Here is a 21,347-nt window from a genome sequence, read left to right as displayed (position 1 = left end):
CCCCCATGACGACTCCCGGTTTCCGGCCCACGCACGTCGTCCCGCAGCACGGGATGCCCGCCTGGGAGGCCCCCGACCCGGCCCGGCCCACCGTGGACCTCGACCCCCTGCTGCCGGTGCAGCTCGTCGAGCAGCAGGGCGACTGGGGACATGTGCTGTGCTTCAACGGCTGGTCGGCCTGGGTCGACGGCCGCCGCCTGGTCGCCGTACCGCAGGATCCGCCCGCAGCGGACGGGCCGCTCACCCGGACCGCCGATTCACGTCCCCTGCTGACCCGCACGCAGGAGGCCCTGGCGCGCTACCGGTCCGCGGTCGAGGACCTCGCGGGCGGCCTCGACCGGGAGGCCTTCCACTCCCGCACCCACGGGCTGCGGATCGGCGTCGTCGTCGACGGCGAGTCGGTGTGGCTCTACGACGCCGCGCACGGGCACTGGGTGTACGCGGAGGGCACTCGGGCGACCACGTACGCGACGGACGAGACACCGAGTTCCCAGCCGGAGTCCCGGCCGTCCGAGACCCCGGCGCCGGCGCCCACACCGACGCGGGTGGTGCCCCCGGAGGCGGTCGAGGAGCCGCCCTGGGTTGAGGAGAGGCCTCGGGCCGAGGAGGCCGCGGATCCGGCCGGGGCGCCGCCCACGCCGGGCGTGCCGCCTGCGGCTCCCGAGCCGACGCGGGTGGTGTCGCCCGAGGCGCCTGAGCCGGCGCGTGCGGTGCCGCCTGCGGCGCCTGAGCCGACGCGTGCGGTGTCGCCCGAGGCGCCTGAGCCGACGCGGGTGGTGTCGCCCGAGGCGCCTGAACCGGCGCGTGCGGTGCCGCCTGCGGCTCCCGAGCCGACACGGGTGGTGTCGCCTGATGCCCCCGAGCCCACTCGCCTCGTGTCCCCCGAGGGGGCCGAGGAAGGCCAGGAATCCGCCCGCCCCGCGGACGCCCCGCCCACGCGTGTCGTGTCTCCCGAAGAGGTGGAAGAGGAGGCCGAGGAGCCGGACGGTCCCGCCGAGGCCCCGCCCACGCGCATCGTGGGGTCTGAGCCCACCCGGGTCGTGTCGCCCGAGGGTGACACCCGTTGACCCGCGAGACGAGCCTGTTCTCCGGGCGGCCCTCCGAGCTGCTGGGGCAGCAGATCGCCGGGTACCGGATCGAGAAGGAGATCGGGCGCGGCGGCATGGCCGTCGTGTACCGGGCCCGCGACCTGCGTCTGGAACGCACCGTCGCCCTGAAGCTGCTCGCCCCGGAACTCGCCCGCAACGACACCTTCCGGCGCCGCTTCACCCACGAGTCCCGCGCGGCCGCCGCGATCGACCACCCGCACATCGTGCCGGTCTTCGAGGCCGGTGAGACGGACGGCGTGCTGTACATCGCCATGCGGTACGTCGTCGGCAGCGACCTGCGTCATCTCCTCGACCGGGAGGGCCCGCTGACGCCCGCCACGACCTTGCGGATAGCCGCCCAGGTCGCCTCCGCGCTCGACGCGGCCCATGACCACGGACTGGTGCACCGGGACGTGAAGCCCGGCAACATCCTGGTGGCCCGCGGCACCGACAGCGACCACCCCGAGCACGCCTACCTCACCGATTTCGGACTGACGAAGAAGTCGCTGTCGCTCACCGGCTTCACCACGGTCGGCCAGTTCGTCGGCACGCTCGACTACGTCGCCCCCGAGCAGATCTCGGGCCGCCCGGTCGACGCCCGCTGCGACGTGTACGGCTTCGCCTGTGTCGTCTACGAGATCCTCGCCGGCCATCCGCCCTTCCGCCGGGACGACGACATGGCCCTGCTGTGGGCCCACCAGTACGACGAAGCGCCGCCGCTGACCGAGGCCCGGCCGGACCTCGCCCCGCAGCTCGACCCCGTCCTCGCCAAGGCCCTCGCCAAGAGCCCCGACGACCGGTACCCGTCCTGCCTCGCCTTCGTCGCCGCTCTGCGTGCCGCGACGGCCGGCGGCGGGCCCGCCGTCGGCCACACCCCCACCCGGACGGGCCGAGGGCCGGGGGAGGAAGGGCCGAAGCCGCCGCCGCGCTGGGCCGAGCCGGTCTTCACACAGCGGACGTAGAGCCCCGGCGTCAGCTCTCGCTGTCGGAGCGGACCTGACCCCGGCGCCGTACGTGCCGTGCCAGCAGCGCCCCGGCGAATCCGGTCACCAGCCCCCAGGGGATGGCCAGCCCGACGGCACCCCACAGCCGGGGTCTGAGGAAGAGTTCGCCCCCGAGGCCCCCGCCCAGGTCGCCGATGCCGAGCACGGACAGGCCGTAGTGCGCGGAGATGCGTCCGACGAGGCAGATCATGAACACCGTGAGCATGAGGGCGACCGCCATGTGCACGGCGTGCTGCCAGGCCCGGACCCGGGCCGGTGACCGCGCCGCCATCACGAACGCCGCGGCCAGCAGCAGCACCACGTCGACGACCAGCAGCCACCACACCCGGCCGTCGTGCTCGGAGAGCGTCCGCAGGTTCAGCTCCGAGATGTCCGGAGTGCGCAGCACCTCGTCGAGCACCTGCGGCATGGGCAGCCCGAACGGCCCCTCCACGCGGCCGGTCCAGGTCGCGCCGAGGCCGATCGTCAGCGCCAGCCACACCAGGTTGGGCATGCCGAGCAGAATCACGGCGAACGTCTCCGTCGCGTGGCCCCGCGTCGCCGCGACGACCAGCGCGATGACCACGCCGATGACGACATAGGCGAGCAGCAGCGCGACCATCGCGTACGCGGCCGGCCGCACCGACGCCTGGAAGCGCAGCAGCCCGGCAGGCAACGGGGCGGCATGCGACACCAGCAGGGCCAGCACCAGCACACCGGCCAGCCAGACCAGGCCGACGAACACGGACAGCGGAACGTCGGTGGTGAAACCGATCTTCGGCGAGGCGCCGAACAGGTCGCCGAGTTCCCCCATCTCCTCGTCGCCGAGGGAGAGGGCGAACGTGTGGCGGGCGGCGAGCGCCAGGCCGATCAGCGCGAGCAGCCACAGGACCGCGATCCTGGCGGCCCAGCCGGCCAGCTCCGCGGCGCCGGCGACCGCGCGATGGCGCAGCGGACGCAGGAAGCCCCAGGCGATCACCAGCGCCCCGGTGAGCGTGACGGACAGCGGGATCACGGTCAGTCCCGCCTGTGTGTCGGCGAAGTCACCGGCGCTTCCGGAGAGCTTCACCGTGCCCCCGACGGCGGTGACCACGGTCGCCATGACGACCGGGGCGAACGCGCCGTCCGGAAGGTCCGCGGCCCCGGCGGCCCACAGGCCGAGCGTGGCCACCACCATCATGGCGAGCAGCCCGCCGAGCACCGTGCCGAGGGCGTGCACCCAGCCGTGGCGGGCGACGGCCCGCGCGCCGGAGGTACGTGCCTGGCCGGAGGAGGTGCGCGAACTCACGCTGCCACGCTAAGCAGCGCCCGCGCCGGGCGCCCGTCGGGAGGTCCGTCCGCGTCGGCTTGCGGGCCGGACGGGATCGGGGCACACAATGAACTCGTAGTGGAAGAAGCGGTATATATCAGGACTGATCGCCTCGGGTGTGCCAAGGCCGCACAGAACCCACGTGGGAAGAAGAACTCGTGAGCGTCGAACCGCCGTCGTCCGGTCGCCCCACAGGACCTCCCTCGGGCCCGCTTTCGGGTCCCTCCCAGCCGCCCTCGGGAGGCGGCGGCCCGCCCTCCGAACCCCCGAGCGGGGGTGGTGAGCCGCCGGAGCCCCGCCGCCCGTGGTGGGGCTCCGCACCCCGTGTCGCGCTGATCGCCGGCGCGGTCGTGGCCGCCGTGGTCCTGGCCGTGGTGTTCACCCGCCCCGACGGCGGCACCGGCGCGTCCGACGGCGGTACCAGCACCTCCGACAGCGATGTGTTGCTGCAGCCCGCGGCCGACACCGGCCCGGACCCGTTCACCGACTCGACGGCCAAGGAGAGTTCCGCCCCGTCGGTCACGCCGAAGCCCGGAGGATCGGCGCCGCAGAACGCCGTCCGGGCCGTACGGGGCGGGACGCCCGGCCTGTACGGCGGCACCCGCAACGTCGCCAGCTGCGACGTGGAGAAGCAGATCACGTACCTCAAGCAGGCCCCGGACAAGCAGCGCGCGTTCGCCTCGGTCCAGCGCATCGACCCGTCCGAAGTCCCCGCCTACCTGCGCTCGCTCACCCCCGTTCAGCTGCGTATGGACACCTGGGTCACCAACCACGGCTACAAGAACGGCCGCGCCACGCAGTACCAGGCGGTCCTCCAGGCCGGCACGGCCGTGCTCGTCGACGACCGTGGCGTGCCCCGGGTGCGCTGCGCGTGCGGCAACCCGCTGAGCCCGCCGGCCCCCCAGCAGAAGAAGCCGACCGGAGACAAGTGGGCGGGGTACAAGGCGTCGGACGTCGTCGAGGTCAGGCCCGCTCAGGAGCCGGTCGACGTCTTCGTCATGTGCGAGCCCGACGGCGAGTGGTTCAAGCGCGACAAGGGCGACACGGGCAAGAACGACCGCAAGACCGCTCCACCGGACAAGCCCACCCCGTCGGCGACCGTCACCACGCCGACCGGCTCGCCCTCGTCGCGGCCGACCTCGAGCGAACCGACGCCCACGGAGACGTCTTCGGAACCGTCGACGGGCGACTCGCCGCCGGCGGATGACTCGCCGCCCCCGACCGGGAACGACACCGGCGAAGACACCGGTGGCGGCACGACGGACCAGCCCCCGGCCTCCTGAGTCACCCGGCGCGGACCACCAGGGCGTAGTCCCCGAGCCCGAGCAGCCGATGGGCCGGCACATCGCCGTGGGCGGTGACGACCGCCTCGATGCGGCCGGTGTCCGGTTCGAACGCGACGTCCTGGACCGTGCCGAGCCAGTCGCCCGTCTCGGTGAGGATCCTGAGGCCCGGCAGCTCGTGGTGCGGCGGCACCTCGGCCGGGGCGGTCGCGGAGCGGACGAGCACGGCGTCCGGGCCCAGGGCGTGCAGGGCACCCCAGGCCAGCACGCTCTCCTTGCGGGAGTGCCGGCCCCGCACCCGAACATGGGTGACCACACCGGCCGCGGCGTCGACCGTCAGCGACCTCACGACGCCGAGCTCGTCCGCCTCGGTCAGGGTCAGCACCGGCAGGCCCCGCGCCTGCGAGAACAGCATCATGACGGCGGCCCCTCGTGCCCCTGGTGGAAGGCGCCCACCCGGGCGGCGAAGGCCAGCAGGTCGTCGGCGACATAGCGAGTGGCCTCCGCCGGGATGACCAGGGCGCGGCCGGAGACCGCGAGCGTCTCGCCGCGCGGTACGTACACCCGGTGCCGGCGCCGCCGGGAGCCCTTCACCAGCGCCTTGACCGCGGCGATCCGGAATCCCACGACCCGGCCGCTGGTACCGCCCTCGACGACCACGTCGAGCACTGTGCCGACCTCGGCGCCCTCGTCCGTCAGCACCTTGGCGTGCAGTACCCGGCCCTGCTGGGCCTCACGGCGTGCCACGACGACGGGCGTGTCCGCCAGGGCACCGGCATCGACGATCATGACCGCGTGCGGGCCCAGCGCGTGCACCGCCGGCCAGGGCAGACTCTGCTTCAGCGGGCCCGACAGCAGACCCCGGCCGCTGAGCGTGAACCCGGTGATGCGCCCGGCCGCGGCGTCGAAGACGGTGTCCTTGATCTGCGCGACGGCGTCGCCGCCCAGGGTGACCACCGGCAGGGTCGTCAGGCTCCGTGCCGCCATCAGCTGGTTCATCGCAGGCCCTTCCCGCCGGGCCGGCGCCGGACCGCGATGACCGTCCCCGACCGCCGGCCGGCCTGCACGGCGAGCGTCACCACGGCGACGGCGGCGAGCGCCGCGACCACCACGACCAGCCATGTCCACCAGGCCACCGCACACCTCCGGCGATCCGGCCCGGCCGCCCTCGGCCGGTCCCGATTACCTCCGAGTGCCCCGCGCGCGGGGGACAATGCCCTCGGGCACGGACGGGCGAAAACGTGTCAGGACTGCGAAGCCCGGCTCGGGGTACGAGCACTGGTGCAGAGCGTCCGGCCAGTCCGGCTTCTTCCCAGAAAGAAACGAATGATCGACCACCTGGACGGGGCAGTGATACCGACTGGTTTCGACGTGCCCGTGGAACCGCTGAGGCGGGCGGCACACTACACAGGCGAGCAGGGATGTATCGCCGAGGCGCGGTCCTTCGCCGCGCTCTTCCTGGACCAGCTCAGGACCGAGTGGTGCGCGAGCATCGACGACCGGGCCGACGGCGCGGTGCAGCTCGTGGTCAGCGAGCTGGTCACCAACGCGGACCGGCACAGCAACGGGCCGTACATCCTGGAGCTCGTGGGCACGGACAGCGCCGTGACCATTTCGGTCTACGACAGCAGCTCCGCCCTGCCCCGCATCTTCCCGCGCAACCCGGAGCGTGTCGGCCGGCACGGCCTGGAGATCGTCCACGCGCTCGCGGATCAGGTCAGCGTGGAGCGGGTGCCGGTGGGCAAGCGTGTGCGCGCCGTGCTGCCGCTCGCCGGTGCGACCGGGGGCTGACCCGTCCGGGTGAGGTGTCCCTCAGAGTGAGGTGTCCCTTGAGGGCGCTCGCGCGCCATGGAAGCCGACACAGTCGCGGGTGCCGTCCCCCTCCCGCATGGGGGACAGCACCCGCTGGTCGCCGTGTGCCCGGCCGGCCCGCCCTTCCGCGTCAGGCGCAGCCGAGTTCGCCCAGCATGCCCTCGCGCAGCCGGGTGATGATCCGCTTGATCAGGCGCGAGACGTGCATCTGCGAGCAGCCGAGCTCCTCGCCGATCTCCGCCTGGGTGGCCTCCTCCACGAACCGCATGTGGATGATCTGCCGGTCGCGCTCGCTGAGCTCCGCCATGAGCGGGGCGAGCGAGTGGAAGTCCTCGACGAGCCGCAGCCCGTCCTCCTCGACGCCGATGAAGTCGGCCAGGACCGCCTCGCCGCCCTCCGGCCCGTCGCCGGTGAGCGCGGCGTCCAGCGACGACGAGTTGTACCCGTTCGCGGCGATCTGCCCCTCGACGACCTCGTTCTCGGAGATGTTCATCAGCGTGGCCAGCTCGGCGACGGTCGGCTCGCGGTCCAGCCGGCTGGCGAGTTCCTCGCGGGCCTTGGCCAGTTCCACGCGCAGCTCCTGCAGCCGCCGCGGCACATGCACCGCCCACGTCGTGTCCCGGAAGAACCGCTTGATCTCACCGACGATGTACGGCAGCGCGAAGGAGGTGAACTCGACCTCGCGCGACAGCTCGAACCGGTCGATGGCCTTGATCAGGCCGATCATGCCGGTCTGGACGATGTCCTCCATGTCGTCGCCGCGGCCCCGGAACCGGCCGGCCGCGAACCGCACGAGCGACATGTTCATCTCGATCAGCGTGTTGCGCGCGTACTGGTACTCGTGCGTGCCCTCTTCGAGTTCCGTCAGACGCTGGAAGAACTGGCGGGACAGCGCCCTGGCGTCCCGCGGGGCGACGGACCGCGGGTCCACGACCGGCAGTGCTCCGTCACCCGTTCCGGCCTCGGCGTTCTCCCCGGCGACTGCTGCCTTTGACCGGATCACGGCGGTCTCCATTACCTCTCCCCACGAAGTGACGGCTATATCGGCCTAGGCCCTTCCGGGTTGCGGGTACCCGGGTAGGCGCAACACATGCCCCCGAATGCCGTGCGGCGAAAATTGGTGGAGCGCGGCATTCCGGCCCGCCCATGCTCACCCGAACAGCCGACCCTGGGCAAGAGGCAGTGGCGCGGCCCGAGCGCCGGAGCTGAAGCTTCCCGGTCCCAACGCCGTCGCCCGGCCTTCGCGTTCCGCTGATTCCACCCAGGGCGGAACGCCGATCCCTTCCCCTCACGGCCGGCGCTCCTAGGCTGGAGAAGTGAGCAACCACGTGCCGAACGAAGCCCGCGTCATCCCGCTGCGCCCGCACGGCGCGAGCCCCCCGGCCCCCGCCGTGAAGGAGCCGCTGTGGCGCGACCTGGTCGGTGACGTCCTGCGCCGTGAACGCCTCGCGCAGGAGCGCACGTTGAAGGACGTCGCCGACGAGGCACGGATCTCCATGCCCTATCTGTCGGAGGTCGAGCGCGGCCGCAAGGAGGCATCCTCGGAGGTCCTCGCGGCCGCCGCCCACGCCCTCGGACTGAGCCTCGGCGACCTGCTGTCGAGGACACAGGGCGAACTGACCCGCGTCACCTCGCGGTACACGGGAGGCGGCAGCCGCCGCGCGGCGGGGTCCCCGTCGTCGCACGACGGACTGTGCCTGGTCGCCTGAGCATGTCTGCCGGCCGGCGCCTCAGACCTGCACGAGGCGCCGGCTGAGCACCTCATCGGCCAGCCCGTAGCCCACCGCCTCCTGCGCGGTGAACACCTTGTCGCGGTCCATGTCGGCCCGCAGGGTCGCCACCTCGTGGTGGGTGTGCCGCGCCAGCACCTCCTCGACCTGGGAGCGGATCCTCACCATCTCCCTGGCCTGGAGCGCCAGGTCGGAGACCATGCCGCGCTGCCCTCCGGTCGCCGGCTGGCCCAGCAGTACACGGGCGTGCTCCAGCACGAACCGCCGTCCGGGGTCCCCGCCCGCCAGCAGCACGGCCGCCGTGGAGGCCGCCTGCCCGACGCAGAACGTCGAGATCGGCGCCCGCACGTACGACATCGTGTCGTAGATGGCCATGAGCGAAGTGAACGATCCCCCGGGTGAGTTGATGTAGATCGCGATCTCGCTCTCCGGGGACGAGGACTCCAGATGGAGAAGCTGCGCGATGACGACGTTGGCGACACCGTCGTCGATCTCCGTGCCGAGGAAGATGATCCGCTCGGACAGCAGCCGGCTGAACACGTCGTAGGACCGCTCGCCCTGCGGGGTGCGCTCGACGACGTTCGGAATCGTGTAGGTACCCATCACTGCAGCCCCATCCTGCGCCGGCCGGCCGTCGGGCGGACGTCCGAGAGGGACTCCACGACCTGGTCGACCATGCCGTACTCCCTGGCCTCCTCGGCCGTGAACCAGCGGTCCCGGTCGCCGTCCCGGGAGATCGTCTCCTCACTCTGGCCGGTGTGCTCGGCGGTGATCCGCTCGATGGTCCGCTTGGTGTGCTCCAGGTTCTCCGCCTGGATCTCGATGTCGGCGGTGGTCCCGCCGATGCCGGCCGACGGCTGGTGCATCATGATCCGCGCGTTGGGCAGGGCGTAGCGCTTGCCGGGCGCGCCGACGCTGAGCAGGAACTGGCCCATGCTCGCGGCGAAGCCCATGGCCAGGGTGGAGACGTCGTTCGGGATGAGCCGCATCGTGTCGTAGATGGCGAGGCCCGCGTGCACCGCCCCGCCGGGGCTGTTGATGTACAGGCTGATGTCGGTGCGCGGGTCCTCGGCGGAAAGGATCAGCAGCTGGGCGCAGACCCGGTTCGCGGAGACCTCGTCGACCTGGGTGCCCAGCAGCACGATGCGCTGCGCGAGCAACTGGGCGGCCAGTTGGTCGTCGAACCGGCTCGGAGGGGTGTCGCCCTCCTCCGCCCGTGGGGCGAGTGTCGTGAGTGGAGTCATCGGTTCTCCTCGGCGTAGCGGAAATCCCGTGGAAGGGCCTTCGACTCCACTCTTGACCTCGGACGATGCCGTTGTGCGGATTCTCTGCCCGCGGCAGATTCGCTACGGGCAGAGCGGGCGTCAGCCCTTCTCGCGCAGCTGCCGGAAGAACGCCCGCACGTCGTCCACCAGCAGGCCCGGTTCCTCCATCGCGGCGAAGTGCCCGCCCCGGTCGAACTCCGTCCAGCGGACGATGTTCTCCGTCCGCTCCGCCTTGTGGCGCAGCGGGATCTGCGGATCGCCGAAGAAGGACGCCACCGCGGTCGGCGCGGTGGAGGGCTCGTGCGGGGCGGCGATCCGCTCGCCCCGGGCGTGGGCCCGCTCGTAGTAGACCCGGGCGGACGAACCCGCCGTGCCCGTCAGCCAGTACAGCATCACGTTCGTGAGCATCTGATCCCGGTCGACGGCCTCCTCGGGCAGCTCCTCGGAGTCCGTCCACTCCTGGAACTTCTCGGCGATCCAGGCGAGTTGGCCCACCGGTGAGTCCGTGAGCGCGTACGACAGGGTCTGCGGCCGGGTGGACTGCACATGGAAGTAGCCCGTGCTGTCGCGGGACCACTCCTCCCACCGGCGCCAGGAGGTGAGCGTGCGCTCCCGCTCCGCGGGACTCAGCGCCTCCAGCTCCTCGGCGGTCGGCTCGGTGGCCTGCTGCCCGCCGGGCAGCAGATTGAGGTGGATGCCGGTGACCCGGCCGGGGTGGACGCGGCCCAGTTCGCGGGAGATGCCCGCGCCCCAGTCGCCGCCCTGGGCGCCGAACCTCTCGTAGCCGAGGCGCGTCATCAGCTCGGCCCACGCGTCGGCGATCCGGCGCGCCTCCCAGCCCGTCCCCCGGGTGGGCCCGGAGAACCCGAAGCCGGGGATGCTCGGCAGCACGACGTGGAAGGCGTCGGCCGGATCGCCGCCGTGCGCGGCCGGGTCCGTCAACGGCCCGACGATGTCGAGGAACTCGACGATCGACCCCGGCCATCCGTGCGTGATGATCAGCGGGGTGGCGTCGGGTTCGGGGGAGCGGATGTGCGCGAAGTGCACCCGCGCGCCGTCGATCTCGGTCGTGAACTGCGGCCACGCGTTCAGCCGCGCCTCCGCCGCCCGCCAGTCGTACGCGTGCCGCCAGTACCGCACCAGCTCGCGCAGGTAGCCCGACGGAACGCCGTACGTCCATCCCACCCCGGGCAGCTCGTCGGGCCACCGGGTCCGGTCGAGACGGTCGTGGAGGTCGTCGAGGTCGCTCTGCGGTATGTCGATGCGGAAGGGGTGGATGCCGCTGTCGGCGGGCGTAGACGTCATGACCGGGATGCTAGTTCCGAACGGTGTAACGGCCACCTGAATTTGCCGTCCGGCCGACCGATGAGTTCCGGCGCGAGAGCCGGTCGACAGTGGTGACAGCGTTCCACGCGCCCGGGAGGACTCATGACCACCGACGGTTTCACCACATGCCTCTGGTTCGACGGCCAGGCCGAGGAGGCCGCCCACCTCTACGTCTCGATCTTCAAGAACTCCAGCATCGGCGAGATCGCCCGCTACCCCGAGGGAGCGCTCCAGCCCGCCGGCAGCGTCATGACCGTCGAGTTCACCGCCAACGGCCACAAGTTCCTCGCGCTCAACGGCGGGCCTCAGTTCACGTTCACCGAGGCGGTCTCCTTCATGATCTTCTGCGCGGACCAGGAGGAGATCGACTATTACTGGACCAAGTTCACCGAGAACGGCGGCGAGCCCGGCCCGTGCGGCTGGCTCAAGGACAAGTACGGCCTGTCCTGGCAGGTCGTCCCGGACCGGCTCCAAGAGATGATCACCGACCCGGACCCGGCGAAGGCGGCCCGGGTGACCACGGCGTTCATGGCGATGAGCAAGTTCGACATCGCCACCCTGGACAAGGCCTACGCGGGCGAGTGACACGCTCCCGGTCAGGGGCAGGTCCGGCCGAGCCTGCCCCTACGCCGTCTCGGCCAGGATCTCCCGGATCACATGCCGGGAGTTCTCCGCGACCGGCGGGTTCGTCTCCCAGTAGTACGGCAGTGCGATGACCGCGATCGACAGGGCCCAGCCCCGGCCCCGTGCCCACTCGGCCTCGCCGGGGTCCGCGGCCTCGCGGAGGATGCCGCGGACCCCGGCGGGCAGCACGCACCAGGCGCTGATGAGGTCGACGGCGGGATCTCCCACCCCCGCCGTGTCGATCCGCCCCGAGAACTGGGCGAGCGCCTCGCGCAGGAAGCGGTCCCGGGTCGCCAGCGGCACGCCCCGGTAACCGGTCGGGCCCTCTGCCGGGGCGATCCGGCGCAGGGCCGCGACGTAGGCGCCCAAGTCCTCGGCGAGCAGTTCCGGCTCATCGAGGGCGCCGAGGCAGTCCCGCCCACTGCGGGAACTGTCCCGCGATCAGCCGGCCGACGAGCGGGACGTCGATGTCCCGCTCGTCCTCATGCATTCGCGCAGCACACATGACGCCCATTCGAGTGGTCAACCCGCCGACTGCCGAATGGTTTTGGTGATCTCCCGGGCGATGCGCAGGATGCCGGGGGAGCGCACCGGACAGGGCTTCGGAGTGGACGTCGTGGGCGCCAGGCAGAAGTGCAGATAGTCGTCGTCGCGGTGCAGGGCCGTCCGGTCGCGACCGGGCTGGGTGCAGTAGTCGGGGTGGGCGCGCTCGTAGGCCGTGCAGGGGAGGTGCTGCGTCCACGTGTAGCGGTCCGAGCCGGGACTCACCGTCCCCCCGGCGTCGGCGACGATGTCGTCCGAGTCGGCGGCCAGCCGCTGGTACAGCCCGTTCACGCGCCGCACCCGGTCGGGCGTGATCGGGTCCGGCCCCTGGAGCACCCACACGATCCGGGGCCGGCGTGCCCCACCGGCCGTCGTGATCTGCTCGACGAGCCTGCGCGCGTCGGCCTCGTACCGCTTGAAGTACCGCTCCCGCGAACCGTCGTACGTGATCTTTTCCATGCACCACGTGAAGTCCCAGGCGTTGCCCCAGAACTGCAGCACCACGAAGTCCGGCCGCAGCGACCGCACCAGCGCGGCCGCCTTGTCCCGTGCCGGTACGAGCGACCGCTCCGCCGTGCCCTCCAGGTAGTCGCACAGGGTGGTGCCCGAGTAGGGGGCGCTCGTGTACCGCGCGCGCAGGTCCCGGCGCAGCTCCTGGCCGAGGACCTTCTGGTTCTCCATGGCGAGCGAGTCGCCGAGATACAGCACGCGGGGCGCCTTGGCGGGGGCGCGAGGACTGGGCGAGGCCGGCGCCCGCTGGTGCGTGGTCGTGGACACCTCCGGCGCGGACGGCGGGGACGTGTCAGGCCCGGACGACGGATCCCCGCACGCCCCGAGCAGCAGCCCGGCCAGCAGGACACCCACGATCCACGGTCCGCGCATACGGCAACTCCCGCCCCGGCCGGTGAAACGGCTCCCCAGGCAAGCACAGCCGGGCCCGGGGCGGAAGACACGCGTCGGCCACGAGACGCCCGTGGCCGACGACTTGATGCTCGGTCAGACGCGGTCGGCGACGATCATCAAGTACTGGAAGCTGCCGTTCTTGTACGCGGTCAGGAACGTGTCCTCGATGCCCGTGACGAGATGGTCGGCCCGTTTGCGCAGCTCCCAGTAGGGGATGGTCGCCTCGGTGAGGTCCTGTACATGGACGGGGACCAGCCGGTTGCGGCCATGGCCCGGAAGTACGCCGACCGCGGATGGATGTCACAGATGTAGTGGGCGTTGATCAGGGAGACCTCGCGGGAGGCCCGCCCGTAGGTGTCGTTGTAGCAGCCGGTGATCACCACGTAGCGTCCGCCGCGGCGCAGCAGCCGGGCGTGCTCGGCGAACAGCAGGTCCAGCTCCACGTACATGGTCGACTCGTTGTTCCACGACGCCGCGAACGCGTCCGACGGGAAGCCCGTGTCGAGCATGTTCCGGCAGTGGTAGCGGACCTTGCCGTCGATGCCGCGCTGCCGGGCCTGTTCGTTCGCGAAGTCCGCCTGCTTGGCCGAGAGCGTCACGCCGTCGGCGCGGCAGCCGTACCGCAGGTTCGCCACGACGCTGCCGCCGCCGCGTCCGCAGCCGGCGTCGAAGACACGGTCGGCGGGGGAGAGGGGGCCGAGGTGAGTGGTGAGCAGTTCCGCCTGGGCGTGCTCCAGGCGGTGCAGTTCGGGTGACCCGCTCGCGGCGCAGCTCCGGGTCGGACTCGTCGAGCACGGACCAGTCGGCGTCTCCGACCCCGTAGTGATGGTGGTACAGGTCGTCGATCTTCCCCAGTTCGAGGTTGACCGGGTTCTCCTCCGCGTTCCAGTAGTCGGCCACGCGGGTCTGGTACGTCGATTCGGCGGCGGACGAGGGCTGCAGTGCTGCGGCGGTGGCGTCGGCGGTGGTGGTCAAGGACGGCTCCTCGTGCTTCTGGCGTGATGTCAAGGGACTGTGCTCTACCAGTAGTCGGGCAGGTGGTAGCGGTGGGTGTTGGTGGCGTGCCACTCGTGGTTGCCGGACACCCAGGCGGCCAGGCTCCGGGCGTAGCGCTCGACGATCGGCGAGCCGGCGGACAGGACCGCGGACTCCTCCTCGAAGACGTCCATGATCTGGTTGTGGATCTCGACGGCCCTCAGATAGGCGGCCTTGAGTCCGCACCGGTCGTTGGCGGCGATGACCAGCGGCAGGTTGAGGTGGTCCGGTTCGGCCGCGAGCTCCTTCGTGTAGGAGTACAGGTCGTTGACGATCGTGGTGGCGTTGCACGCGAGCGCCGTGATCCGCTGGATCTCCGGTCGGGCGTAGACCGCCTCGGGCAGTTCGTAGCCGTCCACGGCGTCGACGATCGACAGACAGGGGCGGAAGTTGTTGAACTGCCGCATCACCAGGTACTCCCAGACGCGCGGCACGTACCGCGTCTCCGCCCACGCGGCCTCGGCGACGTAGCCGAGGTGCAGCCGGGCGATGTCGTGCACGAACCGGTCGGTCTGGCTGGGCGTGGCGAACCCGGCGTAGTCCCGCAGCGCGCGGTGGTACGAACGCAGCGGTCCGTCGGCCGTCAGCCCCTGGCGCCACTCCTCCTCCGCCTCGGGCGGCCCGTGGAAGGGGTCGAGTGCCGACTGGGCGATGATCAGCCGTCCGCCGACACCGCGGGACGATCCGCCCCGGTCCTCGTCCTCCGAGCAGTAGCAGCTGTCGACGAGGTTCTCGGCCAGCAGCAGCTCGCCGGCGACGGTGAGGCGGTCCAGATCGGCGGCGCCCGGATGCTGGAGCACCACGGCCCGGCCGAACTGGAACCCCGCGAAGTCCCCCGTCCACGCAGGCGGAAACAGATCGAGCCGGTGCGCCCAGTCCTCCAGCCTCCGGTCGACCTCCTCGACCTTCTCGGGATCGGCGGGCACGGCGGGCCGATACCGAAGCCCGGGCACGGGCCCACCACGCCGGGCCCGTCCGTTACGGGCGAGGCTCGGCGGGCCGGGTGCGGTGTGCCGGCGGGCGGAGGCGGCCGGGGGGTCGGAGTTTGGTTGGACCGGTGAGCTGGGGGGCGGAGGGGTCGCGGAGCCCGGCGGCAGTGAGGCCGGGGGCCCGGGGATCGCTGAGCCCGAGGGGCTTGGGGCCGAGAAGCTGAGGGTTGGTGGTCCGGGAGGTCGGAAGGTCGCCCGGTGCGCGGAGCTTGGTGGGGTCGGAGACCCTGGGGCCGCTGGGCCGGGTTGGGGCGTGGAGCCCGAGGGCAGTGGAGTCCCAGTCCCGAGGGCCGGTGGGGTCGGAGACTCCGGGGCCGGTGGCACGGGTGGGGTCGCGGAGCCCGAGGGTAGTGGGGCCGCGAACCCGGGAGTCTGTGGGGTCGGAAGGCCTGGCGTCGGGTGGGGCTCGGCGTCGGAGGTCTGTCGGGTCTCGGAGCCGGGGCGCGGGGGAGTGTTCATGGACGTACTCGACTCCACCCCGTCAGCCGGCCGTCCGGCCGATCTGGACGTTCTCCAGGATGCCCGCGGCGTCGGGCACCAGGATGGCCATCGAGTAGTACGCGGTGACCAGGTAGCGGATGATCGCGGTCTCGTCGACGCCCATGAACCGTACGTTCAGGCCGGGCTGGTACTCCTCCGGGATACCGGTCTGGAACAGTCCGACGACCCCCTGGTCGGCCTCGCCGGTGCGCAGCGCGATGATGCTGCTGGTGTGGTGGTCGTTGACCGGGATCTTGCCGCACGGGAAGAACGGCACACCCCGCCAGGCAGGCACCTCGTGCCCGTCGACGTTCGCCGTGCCGGGCACCAGCCCGCGCTTGTTGCACTGCCGGAAGAACGCCGCGATCGCCTTGGGATGGGCGAGGAACAGCCGCGTCTTGCGCCGCATCGACAGCAGCTCGTCCAGGTCGTCCGGGGTCGGCGGGCCCGAGAACGTGCTGATGCGCTGGCTGTGGTCGATGTTGTGCAGCAGCCCGAACTCGCGGTTGTTGACCAGCTCCCACTCCTGCCGCTCACGGATCTCCTCGATGGTCAGCCGGAGCTGCTGCTCGGTCTGGTCCATCGGGTCGTTGTAGAGGTCGGCGATCCGGGTGTGGACGCGCAGCACGGTCTGCGTGAGCGACAACTCGTACTCGCGTGGGGCGAGTTCGTAGTCGACGAAGCCGCCGGACAGCACCGGCTCGCCCACGTGCCCGGCCTGCACCGGCACATCGGCCTCGCCCTTGCGGTTCATGGGCTTGCTCTGCCGCTCCGCGTAGGCCTCCAGATGGGCCGCGAGGGACGGGACACGGTCCGTGTACTCCAGGAGGGCGTCCCAGGACAGCACCAGCACGACGCCCGAGGTCTCCGCCCGTACGGACGTGAGCCACAGCGGGTCGGCCCGCCCCACGGCCTCGTCACCGAGCCCCTCGCCGTCCGTGACGACCCCGATGACCTCCTCCTCGCCGTACTTGCCGGTGGCGTACCGGGTGAAACGGCCGTGCACGATCAGGTAGGCCTCGGTGACGGGCTGGCCGGCCTCGAAGAGCACCTCGCCGACGCGCACCTCACGGACCTCGAAGCGCGACGCGATCTGCTTCAGCACCTCGGCGTCGGAGTAGCCGCGCAGCACGGGCAGTTCGGTGAGCGTCCGGGGGATGACCCTGATGTCGTCGGCACCGTTCTGCTCGAACTCCACCCGGCCCCGGCCGAGACGCAACGTCAGACGCCGGTTGACCCGGTAGGCACCGCCCCGGACGTCGACCCACGGCAGCATCTTGAGCAGCCAGCGCGAGGTGATGGCCTGCATCTGCGGCACGGACTTGGTGGTGGTGGCGAGCTGGCGCGCCGCCTGCGTACTGAGACTGGTGAGCCGAGCCTCGGCCTCGCCGGTGCCGGCAGCGGGCTCGGGGGCGGGGTCGTCGGTGGCGGGGCCGGTGGTGCTTTCGGGGGCGGACACATTCCCTCCCTGGGATCGAACGGGGTGTTCGCTGTGTGAGCGGGACGAAGCCATTGCTGAGCGGGGGTGGCCCGGGACACGGGTGCGCCCTGCTCCCGCTGAGCTGAGTGGTCGGCTGGGTTGGGTGGAGTGGTGGCAGGGACGGTGGGGTGGCCGGCGAAGGCGGCGACCTCGTGGCGCCGGTGAGCCGGACGCGCCGCGAGGCATAGCCAAACAGCGGCAGAGGTTGCCGGATAACCGCGTGAAGGGGGCGGTTTCTCGCGCCGGAGGTGGCAAACCCACGATGGGGGTGGAGGACGAGCGGGCGTGTGCCCCCCACGCCGGTCGCCGACCCGGCGCCGCCCGGCGCACAGGGCGTACGAACCCGGCGTATCGCCCAAGTCGCCGCCCGTACCCCTCCGGCGCACACCCCTTCGCGACTCACACGCCGTCGCCACTCACACCGCTGCCCCTCCGCAGCGCGCGTGTTCGCCCGGCCATCGGGCCCGCACCGCGGGAGCGCACCGCCTCACACCCAGTCGTTCACCAACACCGCCGCCCCGTCGAACCGCCCCGCCTTCAGGTCCCCCAGCGCCTCCACGGCCCGCGACAGCGGGTAGGGACGCGTGGTCGCGCGGACGCCGTAGCGGGCCGCCAGCGTCAGGAACTCGCGGCCGTCCGCACGCGTGTTGGACGCGACGCTGCGCACCTGCTTCTCGTAGAACAGCTCGGTCTCGTAGTGCAGGGGAGGCGTGTCGGTGAGATGGATACCGGCGATGGCGAGGACGCCGCCCCGGTCGAGGGCGCGCAGCGCGACCGGGACCAGTTCGCCGACCGGGGCGAAGAGGATCGCGCTGTCCAGCGGCTCCGGCGGCCTCGCGTACGCGTCCTGCGCGGACGCCGCGCCCAGTTCCAGCGCCAGCCGCCTCGCGGCGGCACCACGCGTCATGACGTGCACGACGGCACCCTCGGCCAGCGCCACCTGCGCGCACAGGTGGGCGCTGCCCCCGAAGCCGTACAGCCCGAGCCTCCCGCCGGGCGGCAGCGCGGCCCGCCGCAGCGCGCGGTGGCCGATGATGCCCGCGCACAGCAGAGGCGCCAGCGCCACGTCCGGCACGTCGTCCGGCATCCGATAGGCGAACGCGGCCGGTACGGTCGTGTACTCCGCGTAGCCGCCGTCGGCGTACCAGCCCGTGTACTCGGACCGGGGACAGAGGTTCTCCGCACCGCGTGCGCAGTACGCGCAGACGCCGTCCGTGCGGCGCAGCCAGGCCACACCGACCCGGTCGCCCACCGCGAAGCCGCGCACCGCCGCGCCCGCCCCGGCCACCGTCCCGACGACCTCGTGCCCGGGCGTGACACCGACCCGGTGCACGGGCAGATCGCCCTCGGCGACATGCAGATCCGTACGGCACACTCCGCAGGCGCGCACCCGCACCAGCAACTCGTCGTCCGCGGGCACCGGCACCGGTTTCCCGACCAGTCGGAGAGACCCCTCCTCGACCGGACCCGGCCGCTCCACCGACCACGCGCGCATCGTCCCGTCCGCCATACCGCTCCCCGTCCTGCCGAGGGCTCCCGCCCAGTCTGCGGCGGAACCGCCCGTTCGGCGCGCGGGCCGCTCCGAGCGTGACTAGCGTGAGGAAACGGACCATCCACTCATCCGGAGAGGGCCGCAGCCATGGCCGTGCAACCTGAAGGAGCCCCTTGCTGGGCCGACGCGATGTTCAGTGACCTCGAAGGGGCCAAGAACTTCTACGGAGACGTCCTCGGCTGGACCTTCGCCGCGGCGTCTGCCGAGTACGGCGACTACACCCAGGCCTACGCGCACGGCAAGGCGGTCGCCGCCGTCGTCCCGCCCATGCCCGGCCAGCCGGAGGCCCCGTCGCAGTGGTGCCTGTACTTCGCCGCCCGGGACACCGCCGCCACGGCCGCCCGGATCCGCGACAACGGCGGCGAGGTGCTGATGGAGCCGATGCAGGTCGGCGACTTCGGCACCATGTGCCTGGCCCGCGACCCGAGCGGCGTCGTCTTCGGCGTCTGGCAGGCGGGCACCCACGAGGGCTTCGAGGCGATGGCCGAACCGGGCGCCTACACCTGGGCCGAGGTCTTCACCCGCGAGCCGGAGAAGTCCGACGCGTTCTTCCCCGCCGTCTTCTCCTACCGGCAGCGGGACATGGAGGACGGCGAGATGGACTTCCGCATCTACGACCTCGGTGAACGCACCGTGCTGGGCCGGATGAAGATGACGGAGGAGTTCCCGCCCGAGGTGCAGCCCTACATCAACGTCTACTTCACCGTCGAGGACTGCGACGACGCCGTGGCGAAGTCGACCAAGCTCGGCGGCGTGCTGCGGTTCGGTCCGATGACCACGCCCTTCGGCCGGTTCGCCGCCATCAGCGATCCGCAGGGCGCGATCTTCTCGGTGATCGACATCACGACGACCGAGGGAGACATGCCGAAGCTGACCGACGTGTCGTAGCCCCCGACCCTCCCGGCCGGGCGGACCGTGCGGCCATGGCATGATCGAGCCCATGCGTGAACGTGTTGTGGCCGCGTGCGACGGGGCTTCGAAGGGAAACCCGGGGCCCGCGGGCTGGGCCTGGGTCGTCGCCGACGCTTCCGAGAGCCCGGTGAGCTGGGAGGCGGGGCCGCTCGGCAAGGCCACCAACAACGTCGCGGAACTGACCGCGCTGGAGCGTCTGCTGACGGCGACCGACCCGGGCGTACCGCTCGAGATCCGGATGGACTCGCAGTACGCGATGAAGGCCGTCACCACCTGGCTGCCCGGCTGGAAGCGCAACGGCTGGAAGACGTCCGCCGGCAAGCCGGTCGCCAACCAGGACCTCGTCGTGCGCATCGACGAGCTCCTGGACGGCCGCTCGGTGGAATTCCGCTACGTGCCCGCCCACCAGGTCGACGGCGACCGGCTCAACGACTTCGCCGACCGTGCCGCCAGCCAGGCCGCCACCGTCCAGGAGTCCGCGGGCAGCGAACTCGGTTCCCCCGAGCCGCCGCCCGCCCCGGACGCCCCGGTCAAGGCGCCCCGCTCCCGCCCGCGCGGCGGCTCGGCCCGCACCGCGAAAGCCTCCGGCGCCAAGGGCTCCTCGCGCACCATCAAGGCGAAGTTCCCCGGCCGCTGCCAGTGCGGCCGCTCCTACGCGGCGGGCGAGCCCATCACCAAGAACGACAGCGGCTGGGGACACCCGGAGTGCCGCACGGCCGCGACCGCCTGATCAGGCGTCGAACGTGTAGTGCGCCGTGTGGTCCAGCAGATTCGCCGGGCTCGTGTCGTGCCACGGCCTCATCGTCTCGTTGAGGTCGATCACGTTCGGCGTGCCCGCGACCGGCAGATAGCCGGAGCCGGGGTGCCGCCGCTGCCACTCGGCCCACAGCTTGTCGATGTACGCGTGGTGCAGCCAGAACACCGGGTCGTTGGGCGAGGCGCCCGTGGCCATGTGCCCGCCCACCCAGACGTGGACGCGGTTGTGCAGATTGACGCCGCGCCAGCCTTCGAGGTGGTTGCGGAAACCGTCCGAGGCACTGTTCCAGGGCGCCATGTCGTACGTCGGCATCGACAGCACCGACTCGACCTCGGCCGCCGTCGGCAGCTGGCGCCCCCCGGCACCGAGGGAGCGCCGCAGGAACGTACGGCCGTCGACCCGCACGTTGATCTGCCAGTTCCCGCTGGCCGCGGCGAACGGCCCGTCCGACACCCGGCCGTCCCGGTCGCGCCCGGTGCCGCCGAGGAAGTCGGGCGCCCACAGCGAGGCACGCGGCGAACGGTCGACGGTCCAGTCCCAGTACGGCAGGGCCACCGACGCGTCCACCGACTGGAGCGCTCGCTCGAACTCCAGGAGGAATCTTCGGTGCCAGGGCAGGAAGGACGGTGAACGGTGGCCCGTCCGTTCACCGTCGTCGGTGTCGGAGACGATGAAGGCGTTGTGCGTCGTGACGAACTCGTCGTAGCGGCCGTTGCGCTTCAGCTCCATGAGGGCGGTGACGAAACGCCGCTTCTCGTCGGTGGTCAGGGCGGACTGGTTCTTGCGGACGGTCATGTGCGGGTGCTCCAGAGCCTTTCGGTACGGGTCAGTTGGCGGGGAAGGGCAGCAGCGGCGCGCCCTGCAGCTCGTCCACCGCGGCGCGGGCGGCGGCGCGCGGGGTGGCCACCGGGTCGTAGTGGCTGACGACGCTGATCCAGGTGCCGTCGGCGTTGCGCATCACGTGCAGTTCCACACCGTCGACGAACACCGCGTATCCGGCGCCGTGGTGGTGATGGCCGGTCCCGGTGGCCGGGCGGCCCTGTATTCGGCGGCCCTTGTAGACCTCGTCGAAGGTCCCGGGGGAGTCGTGGTGCCCGTGCCCGGTGGCGGCCGTGGCGGGTACGACGGCGGGCAGGACGCCGGCGGTCCCGGCGAGGACGGCCGCGGCGGTGAGCGCGCGGCGACGGCTGAGTTCCGGCATGCGGACCTCCTGGGTCGGTTCGGGTGTTGACCTGGGCATGCCTACCGGTCCGTCCGGTACCGGGAGAAATCCGCG

Annotated in this window: 23 protein-coding genes and 1 pseudogene; 8 read left to right on the top strand and 16 right to left on the bottom strand. The window is 71.8% G+C overall.

From position 1 onward, the window contains the following. Positions 1-5 precede the first annotated feature (5 nt). Positions 6-1,067: a hypothetical protein gene (locus tag OHU35_RS01685; protein WP_405504292.1), complete on the top strand. Its 1,062-nt coding sequence runs from the start codon at positions 6-8 to the stop codon at positions 1,065-1,067. Continuing rightward, positions 1,064-2,050, top strand: coding sequence for a serine/threonine-protein kinase (locus OHU35_RS01680; protein WP_189725374.1), 987 nt, complete (start codon positions 1,064-1,066; stop codon positions 2,048-2,050). Before OHU35_RS01685 ends, OHU35_RS01680 begins: the two co-directional genes overlap by 4 nt. Before the next feature lie 10 nt (positions 2,051-2,060). Here OHU35_RS01680 and OHU35_RS01675 read toward each other — a convergent pair whose 3' ends face one another. Next, positions 2,061-3,359 carry a streptophobe family protein gene (locus OHU35_RS01675; protein ID WP_405504289.1) on the bottom strand — a complete coding sequence of 433 codons (1,299 nt, stop codon included), beginning with the start codon at positions 3,357-3,359 and terminating at the stop codon, positions 2,061-2,063. A gap of 179 nt (positions 3,360-3,538) precedes the next feature. Here OHU35_RS01675 and OHU35_RS01670 point away from each other — a divergent pair, with 179 nt between their 5' ends. Further along, positions 3,539-4,663 (top strand): DUF6777 domain-containing protein, encoded by a 1,125-nt coding sequence (locus OHU35_RS01670; protein ID WP_359894479.1) that lies wholly within the window; start codon positions 3,539-3,541, stop codon positions 4,661-4,663. A 1-nt stretch (position 4,664) separates the two neighbouring features. Here the strand turns inward: OHU35_RS01670 and OHU35_RS01665 are convergent, their stop codons facing one another. From OHU35_RS01665 to OHU35_RS01655, 3 genes are read right to left on the bottom strand one after another with little or no spacing between them, the layout of a single operon-like run. Further along, positions 4,665-5,081 (bottom strand): PRC-barrel domain-containing protein, encoded by a 417-nt coding sequence (locus OHU35_RS01665; RefSeq protein WP_189725377.1) that lies wholly within the window; start codon positions 5,079-5,081, stop codon positions 4,665-4,667. Continuing rightward, positions 5,078-5,662 (bottom strand): PRC-barrel domain-containing protein, encoded by a 585-nt coding sequence (locus tag OHU35_RS01660; RefSeq protein ID WP_405504287.1) that lies wholly within the window; start codon positions 5,660-5,662, stop codon positions 5,078-5,080. The genes OHU35_RS01665 and OHU35_RS01660 overlap by 4 nt, the downstream gene beginning before the upstream one ends. Further along, positions 5,659-5,799: a hypothetical protein gene (locus OHU35_RS01655; RefSeq protein ID WP_189725379.1), complete on the bottom strand. Its 141-nt coding sequence runs from the start codon at positions 5,797-5,799 to the stop codon at positions 5,659-5,661. Before OHU35_RS01655 ends, OHU35_RS01660 begins: the two co-directional genes overlap by 4 nt. A 190-nt stretch (positions 5,800-5,989) precedes the next feature. On the opposite strand from OHU35_RS01655, the gene OHU35_RS01650 reads away from it, so the two are divergent. Next, positions 5,990-6,454, top strand: a complete 465-nt coding sequence (locus tag OHU35_RS01650; protein ID WP_405504285.1) for an ATP-binding protein — start codon at positions 5,990-5,992, stop codon at positions 6,452-6,454. A gap of 151 nt (positions 6,455-6,605) precedes the next feature. On the opposite strand, the gene OHU35_RS01645 is transcribed toward OHU35_RS01650, so the two are convergent. Next, entirely contained in the window at positions 6,606-7,490 is an 885-nt protein-coding gene (locus OHU35_RS01645) for an RNA polymerase sigma factor SigF (RefSeq protein WP_189725381.1), read from the bottom strand. Between the two features lie 301 nt (positions 7,491-7,791). Between OHU35_RS01645 and OHU35_RS01640 the strand changes: the two genes are divergently transcribed. Next, on the top strand, positions 7,792-8,184 hold the full coding sequence (locus tag OHU35_RS01640) for a helix-turn-helix domain-containing protein (RefSeq protein WP_189725382.1): 393 nt from the start codon (positions 7,792-7,794) through the stop codon (positions 8,182-8,184). Positions 8,185-8,205: 21 nt separating this feature from the next. On the opposite strand, the gene OHU35_RS01635 is transcribed toward OHU35_RS01640, so the two are convergent. The 3 genes from OHU35_RS01635 to OHU35_RS01625 all read right to left on the bottom strand — a co-directional run bounded on the left by OHU35_RS01635 (position 8,206) and on the right by OHU35_RS01625 (position 10,775). Then, positions 8,206-8,808, bottom strand: coding sequence for a ClpP family protease (locus OHU35_RS01635; RefSeq protein WP_184595944.1), 603 nt, complete (start codon positions 8,806-8,808; stop codon positions 8,206-8,208). Then, positions 8,808-9,449, bottom strand: coding sequence for an ATP-dependent Clp protease proteolytic subunit (locus OHU35_RS01630; protein WP_189725383.1), 642 nt, complete (start codon positions 9,447-9,449; stop codon positions 8,808-8,810). The genes OHU35_RS01635 and OHU35_RS01630 overlap by 1 nt, the downstream gene beginning before the upstream one ends. 120 nt (positions 9,450-9,569) lie before the next feature. Beyond that, the gene (locus tag OHU35_RS01625) at positions 9,570-10,775 is read right to left on the bottom strand and encodes an epoxide hydrolase family protein (RefSeq protein ID WP_405504282.1); all 1,206 of its coding nucleotides are present in this window, start codon (positions 10,773-10,775) and stop codon (positions 9,570-9,572) included. A 123-nt stretch (positions 10,776-10,898) separates the two neighbouring features. Between OHU35_RS01625 and OHU35_RS01620 the strand changes: the two genes are divergently transcribed. Continuing rightward, complete coding sequence (locus OHU35_RS01620; RefSeq protein ID WP_405504280.1) at positions 10,899-11,381, top strand: VOC family protein; 483 nt, start codon at positions 10,899-10,901, stop codon at positions 11,379-11,381. A 39-nt stretch (positions 11,382-11,420) separates the two neighbouring features. Here OHU35_RS01620 and OHU35_RS01615 read toward each other — a convergent pair whose 3' ends face one another. From OHU35_RS01615 to OHU35_RS01590, 6 genes and pseudogenes are all read right to left on the bottom strand, one after another. Then, the gene (locus tag OHU35_RS01615; protein ID WP_308400958.1) at positions 11,421-11,789 is read right to left on the bottom strand and encodes a hypothetical protein; all 369 of its coding nucleotides are present in this window, start codon (positions 11,787-11,789) and stop codon (positions 11,421-11,423) included. Positions 11,790-11,942: 153 nt separating this feature from the next. Next, complete coding sequence (locus OHU35_RS01610) at positions 11,943-12,845, bottom strand: SGNH/GDSL hydrolase family protein (RefSeq protein ID WP_359894469.1); 903 nt, start codon at positions 12,843-12,845, stop codon at positions 11,943-11,945. Positions 12,846-12,959: 114 nt separating this feature from the next. Beyond that, a pseudogene (locus OHU35_RS01605) lies at positions 12,960-13,841 on the bottom strand (geranyl diphosphate 2-C-methyltransferase). 44 nt (positions 13,842-13,885) lie between these two features. After that, the gene (locus OHU35_RS01600; protein ID WP_405509156.1) at positions 13,886-14,998 is read right to left on the bottom strand and encodes a family 2 encapsulin nanocompartment cargo protein terpene cyclase; all 1,113 of its coding nucleotides are present in this window, start codon (positions 14,996-14,998) and stop codon (positions 13,886-13,888) included. A gap of 373 nt (positions 14,999-15,371) precedes the next feature. Next, positions 15,372-16,829, bottom strand: coding sequence for a family 2B encapsulin nanocompartment shell protein (locus tag OHU35_RS01595; RefSeq protein ID WP_189725388.1), 1,458 nt, complete (start codon positions 16,827-16,829; stop codon positions 15,372-15,374). A 508-nt stretch (positions 16,830-17,337) separates the two neighbouring features. After that, positions 17,338-18,345: a zinc-binding alcohol dehydrogenase family protein gene (locus OHU35_RS01590; protein WP_189725480.1), complete on the bottom strand. Its 1,008-nt coding sequence runs from the start codon at positions 18,343-18,345 to the stop codon at positions 17,338-17,340. Between the two features lie 144 nt (positions 18,346-18,489). On the opposite strand from OHU35_RS01590, the gene OHU35_RS01585 reads away from it, so the two are divergent. Then, positions 18,490-19,290, top strand: a complete 801-nt coding sequence (locus OHU35_RS01585; protein ID WP_405504278.1) for a VOC family protein — start codon at positions 18,490-18,492, stop codon at positions 19,288-19,290. Positions 19,291-19,330: 40 nt separating this feature from the next. Next, positions 19,331-20,044, top strand: coding sequence for a ribonuclease H (locus OHU35_RS01580; RefSeq protein ID WP_359894463.1), 714 nt, complete (start codon positions 19,331-19,333; stop codon positions 20,042-20,044). On the opposite strand, the gene OHU35_RS01575 is transcribed toward OHU35_RS01580, so the two are convergent. Both OHU35_RS01575 and OHU35_RS01570 read right to left on the bottom strand, forming a co-directional pair. Beyond that, a complete protein-coding gene (locus OHU35_RS01575) occupies positions 20,045-20,866 on the bottom strand; it encodes a tyrosinase family protein (RefSeq protein ID WP_405504276.1) in 822 nt (273 codons plus the stop codon). It lies immediately after the preceding gene. 31 nt (positions 20,867-20,897) lie between these two features. Then, positions 20,898-21,272 (bottom strand): apotyrosinase chaperone MelC1, encoded by a 375-nt coding sequence (locus tag OHU35_RS01570; protein ID WP_189725392.1) that lies wholly within the window; start codon positions 21,270-21,272, stop codon positions 20,898-20,900. Positions 21,273-21,347 lie beyond the last annotated feature (75 nt).

The organism is Streptomyces purpurascens (assembly GCF_045040895.1).
GTDB classification, from domain to species: Bacteria; Actinomycetota; Actinomycetes; order Streptomycetales; family Streptomycetaceae; genus Streptomyces; species Streptomyces purpurascens.
This window is presented reverse-complemented; position numbering and strand designations above follow the sequence as displayed.

Excerpts from the sequence above, each read along its gene's own strand:
- OHU35_RS01665 (WP_189725377.1), bottom strand. The coding sequence starts at position 5,081 with ATGATGCTGTTCTCGCAGGCGCGGGGCCTGCCGGTGCTGACCCTGACC.
- OHU35_RS01585 (WP_405504278.1), top strand. The coding sequence starts at position 18,490 with ATGGCCGTGCAACCTGAAGGAGCCCCTTGCTGGGCCGACGCGATGTTC.
- OHU35_RS01590 (WP_189725480.1), bottom strand. The coding sequence starts at position 18,345 with ATGCGCGCGTGGTCGGTGGAGCGGCCGGGTCCGGTCGAGGAGGGGTCT.
- OHU35_RS01660 (WP_405504287.1), bottom strand. The coding sequence starts at position 5,662 with ATGAACCAGCTGATGGCGGCACGGAGCCTGACGACCCTGCCGGTGGTC.
- OHU35_RS01620 (WP_405504280.1), top strand. The coding sequence starts at position 10,899 with ATGACCACCGACGGTTTCACCACATGCCTCTGGTTCGACGGCCAGGCC.
- OHU35_RS01570 (WP_189725392.1), bottom strand. The coding sequence starts at position 21,272 with ATGCCGGAACTCAGCCGTCGCCGCGCGCTCACCGCCGCGGCCGTCCTC.
- OHU35_RS01635 (WP_184595944.1), bottom strand. The coding sequence starts at position 8,808 with ATGGGTACCTACACGATTCCGAACGTCGTCGAGCGCACCCCGCAGGGC.
- OHU35_RS01625 (WP_405504282.1), bottom strand. The coding sequence starts at position 10,775 with ATGACGTCTACGCCCGCCGACAGCGGCATCCACCCCTTCCGCATCGAC.
- OHU35_RS01685 (WP_405504292.1), top strand. The coding sequence starts at position 6 with ATGACGACTCCCGGTTTCCGGCCCACGCACGTCGTCCCGCAGCACGGG.
- OHU35_RS01645 (WP_189725381.1), bottom strand. The coding sequence starts at position 7,490 with ATGGAGACCGCCGTGATCCGGTCAAAGGCAGCAGTCGCCGGGGAGAAC.
- OHU35_RS01575 (WP_405504276.1), bottom strand. The coding sequence starts at position 20,866 with ATGACCGTCCGCAAGAACCAGTCCGCCCTGACCACCGACGAGAAGCGG.
- OHU35_RS01580 (WP_359894463.1), top strand. The coding sequence starts at position 19,331 with ATGATCGAGCCCATGCGTGAACGTGTTGTGGCCGCGTGCGACGGGGCT.
- OHU35_RS01650 (WP_405504285.1), top strand. The coding sequence starts at position 5,990 with ATGATCGACCACCTGGACGGGGCAGTGATACCGACTGGTTTCGACGTG.
- OHU35_RS01630 (WP_189725383.1), bottom strand. The coding sequence starts at position 9,449 with ATGACTCCACTCACGACACTCGCCCCACGGGCGGAGGAGGGCGACACC.
- OHU35_RS01610 (WP_359894469.1), bottom strand. The coding sequence starts at position 12,845 with ATGCGCGGACCGTGGATCGTGGGTGTCCTGCTGGCCGGGCTGCTGCTC.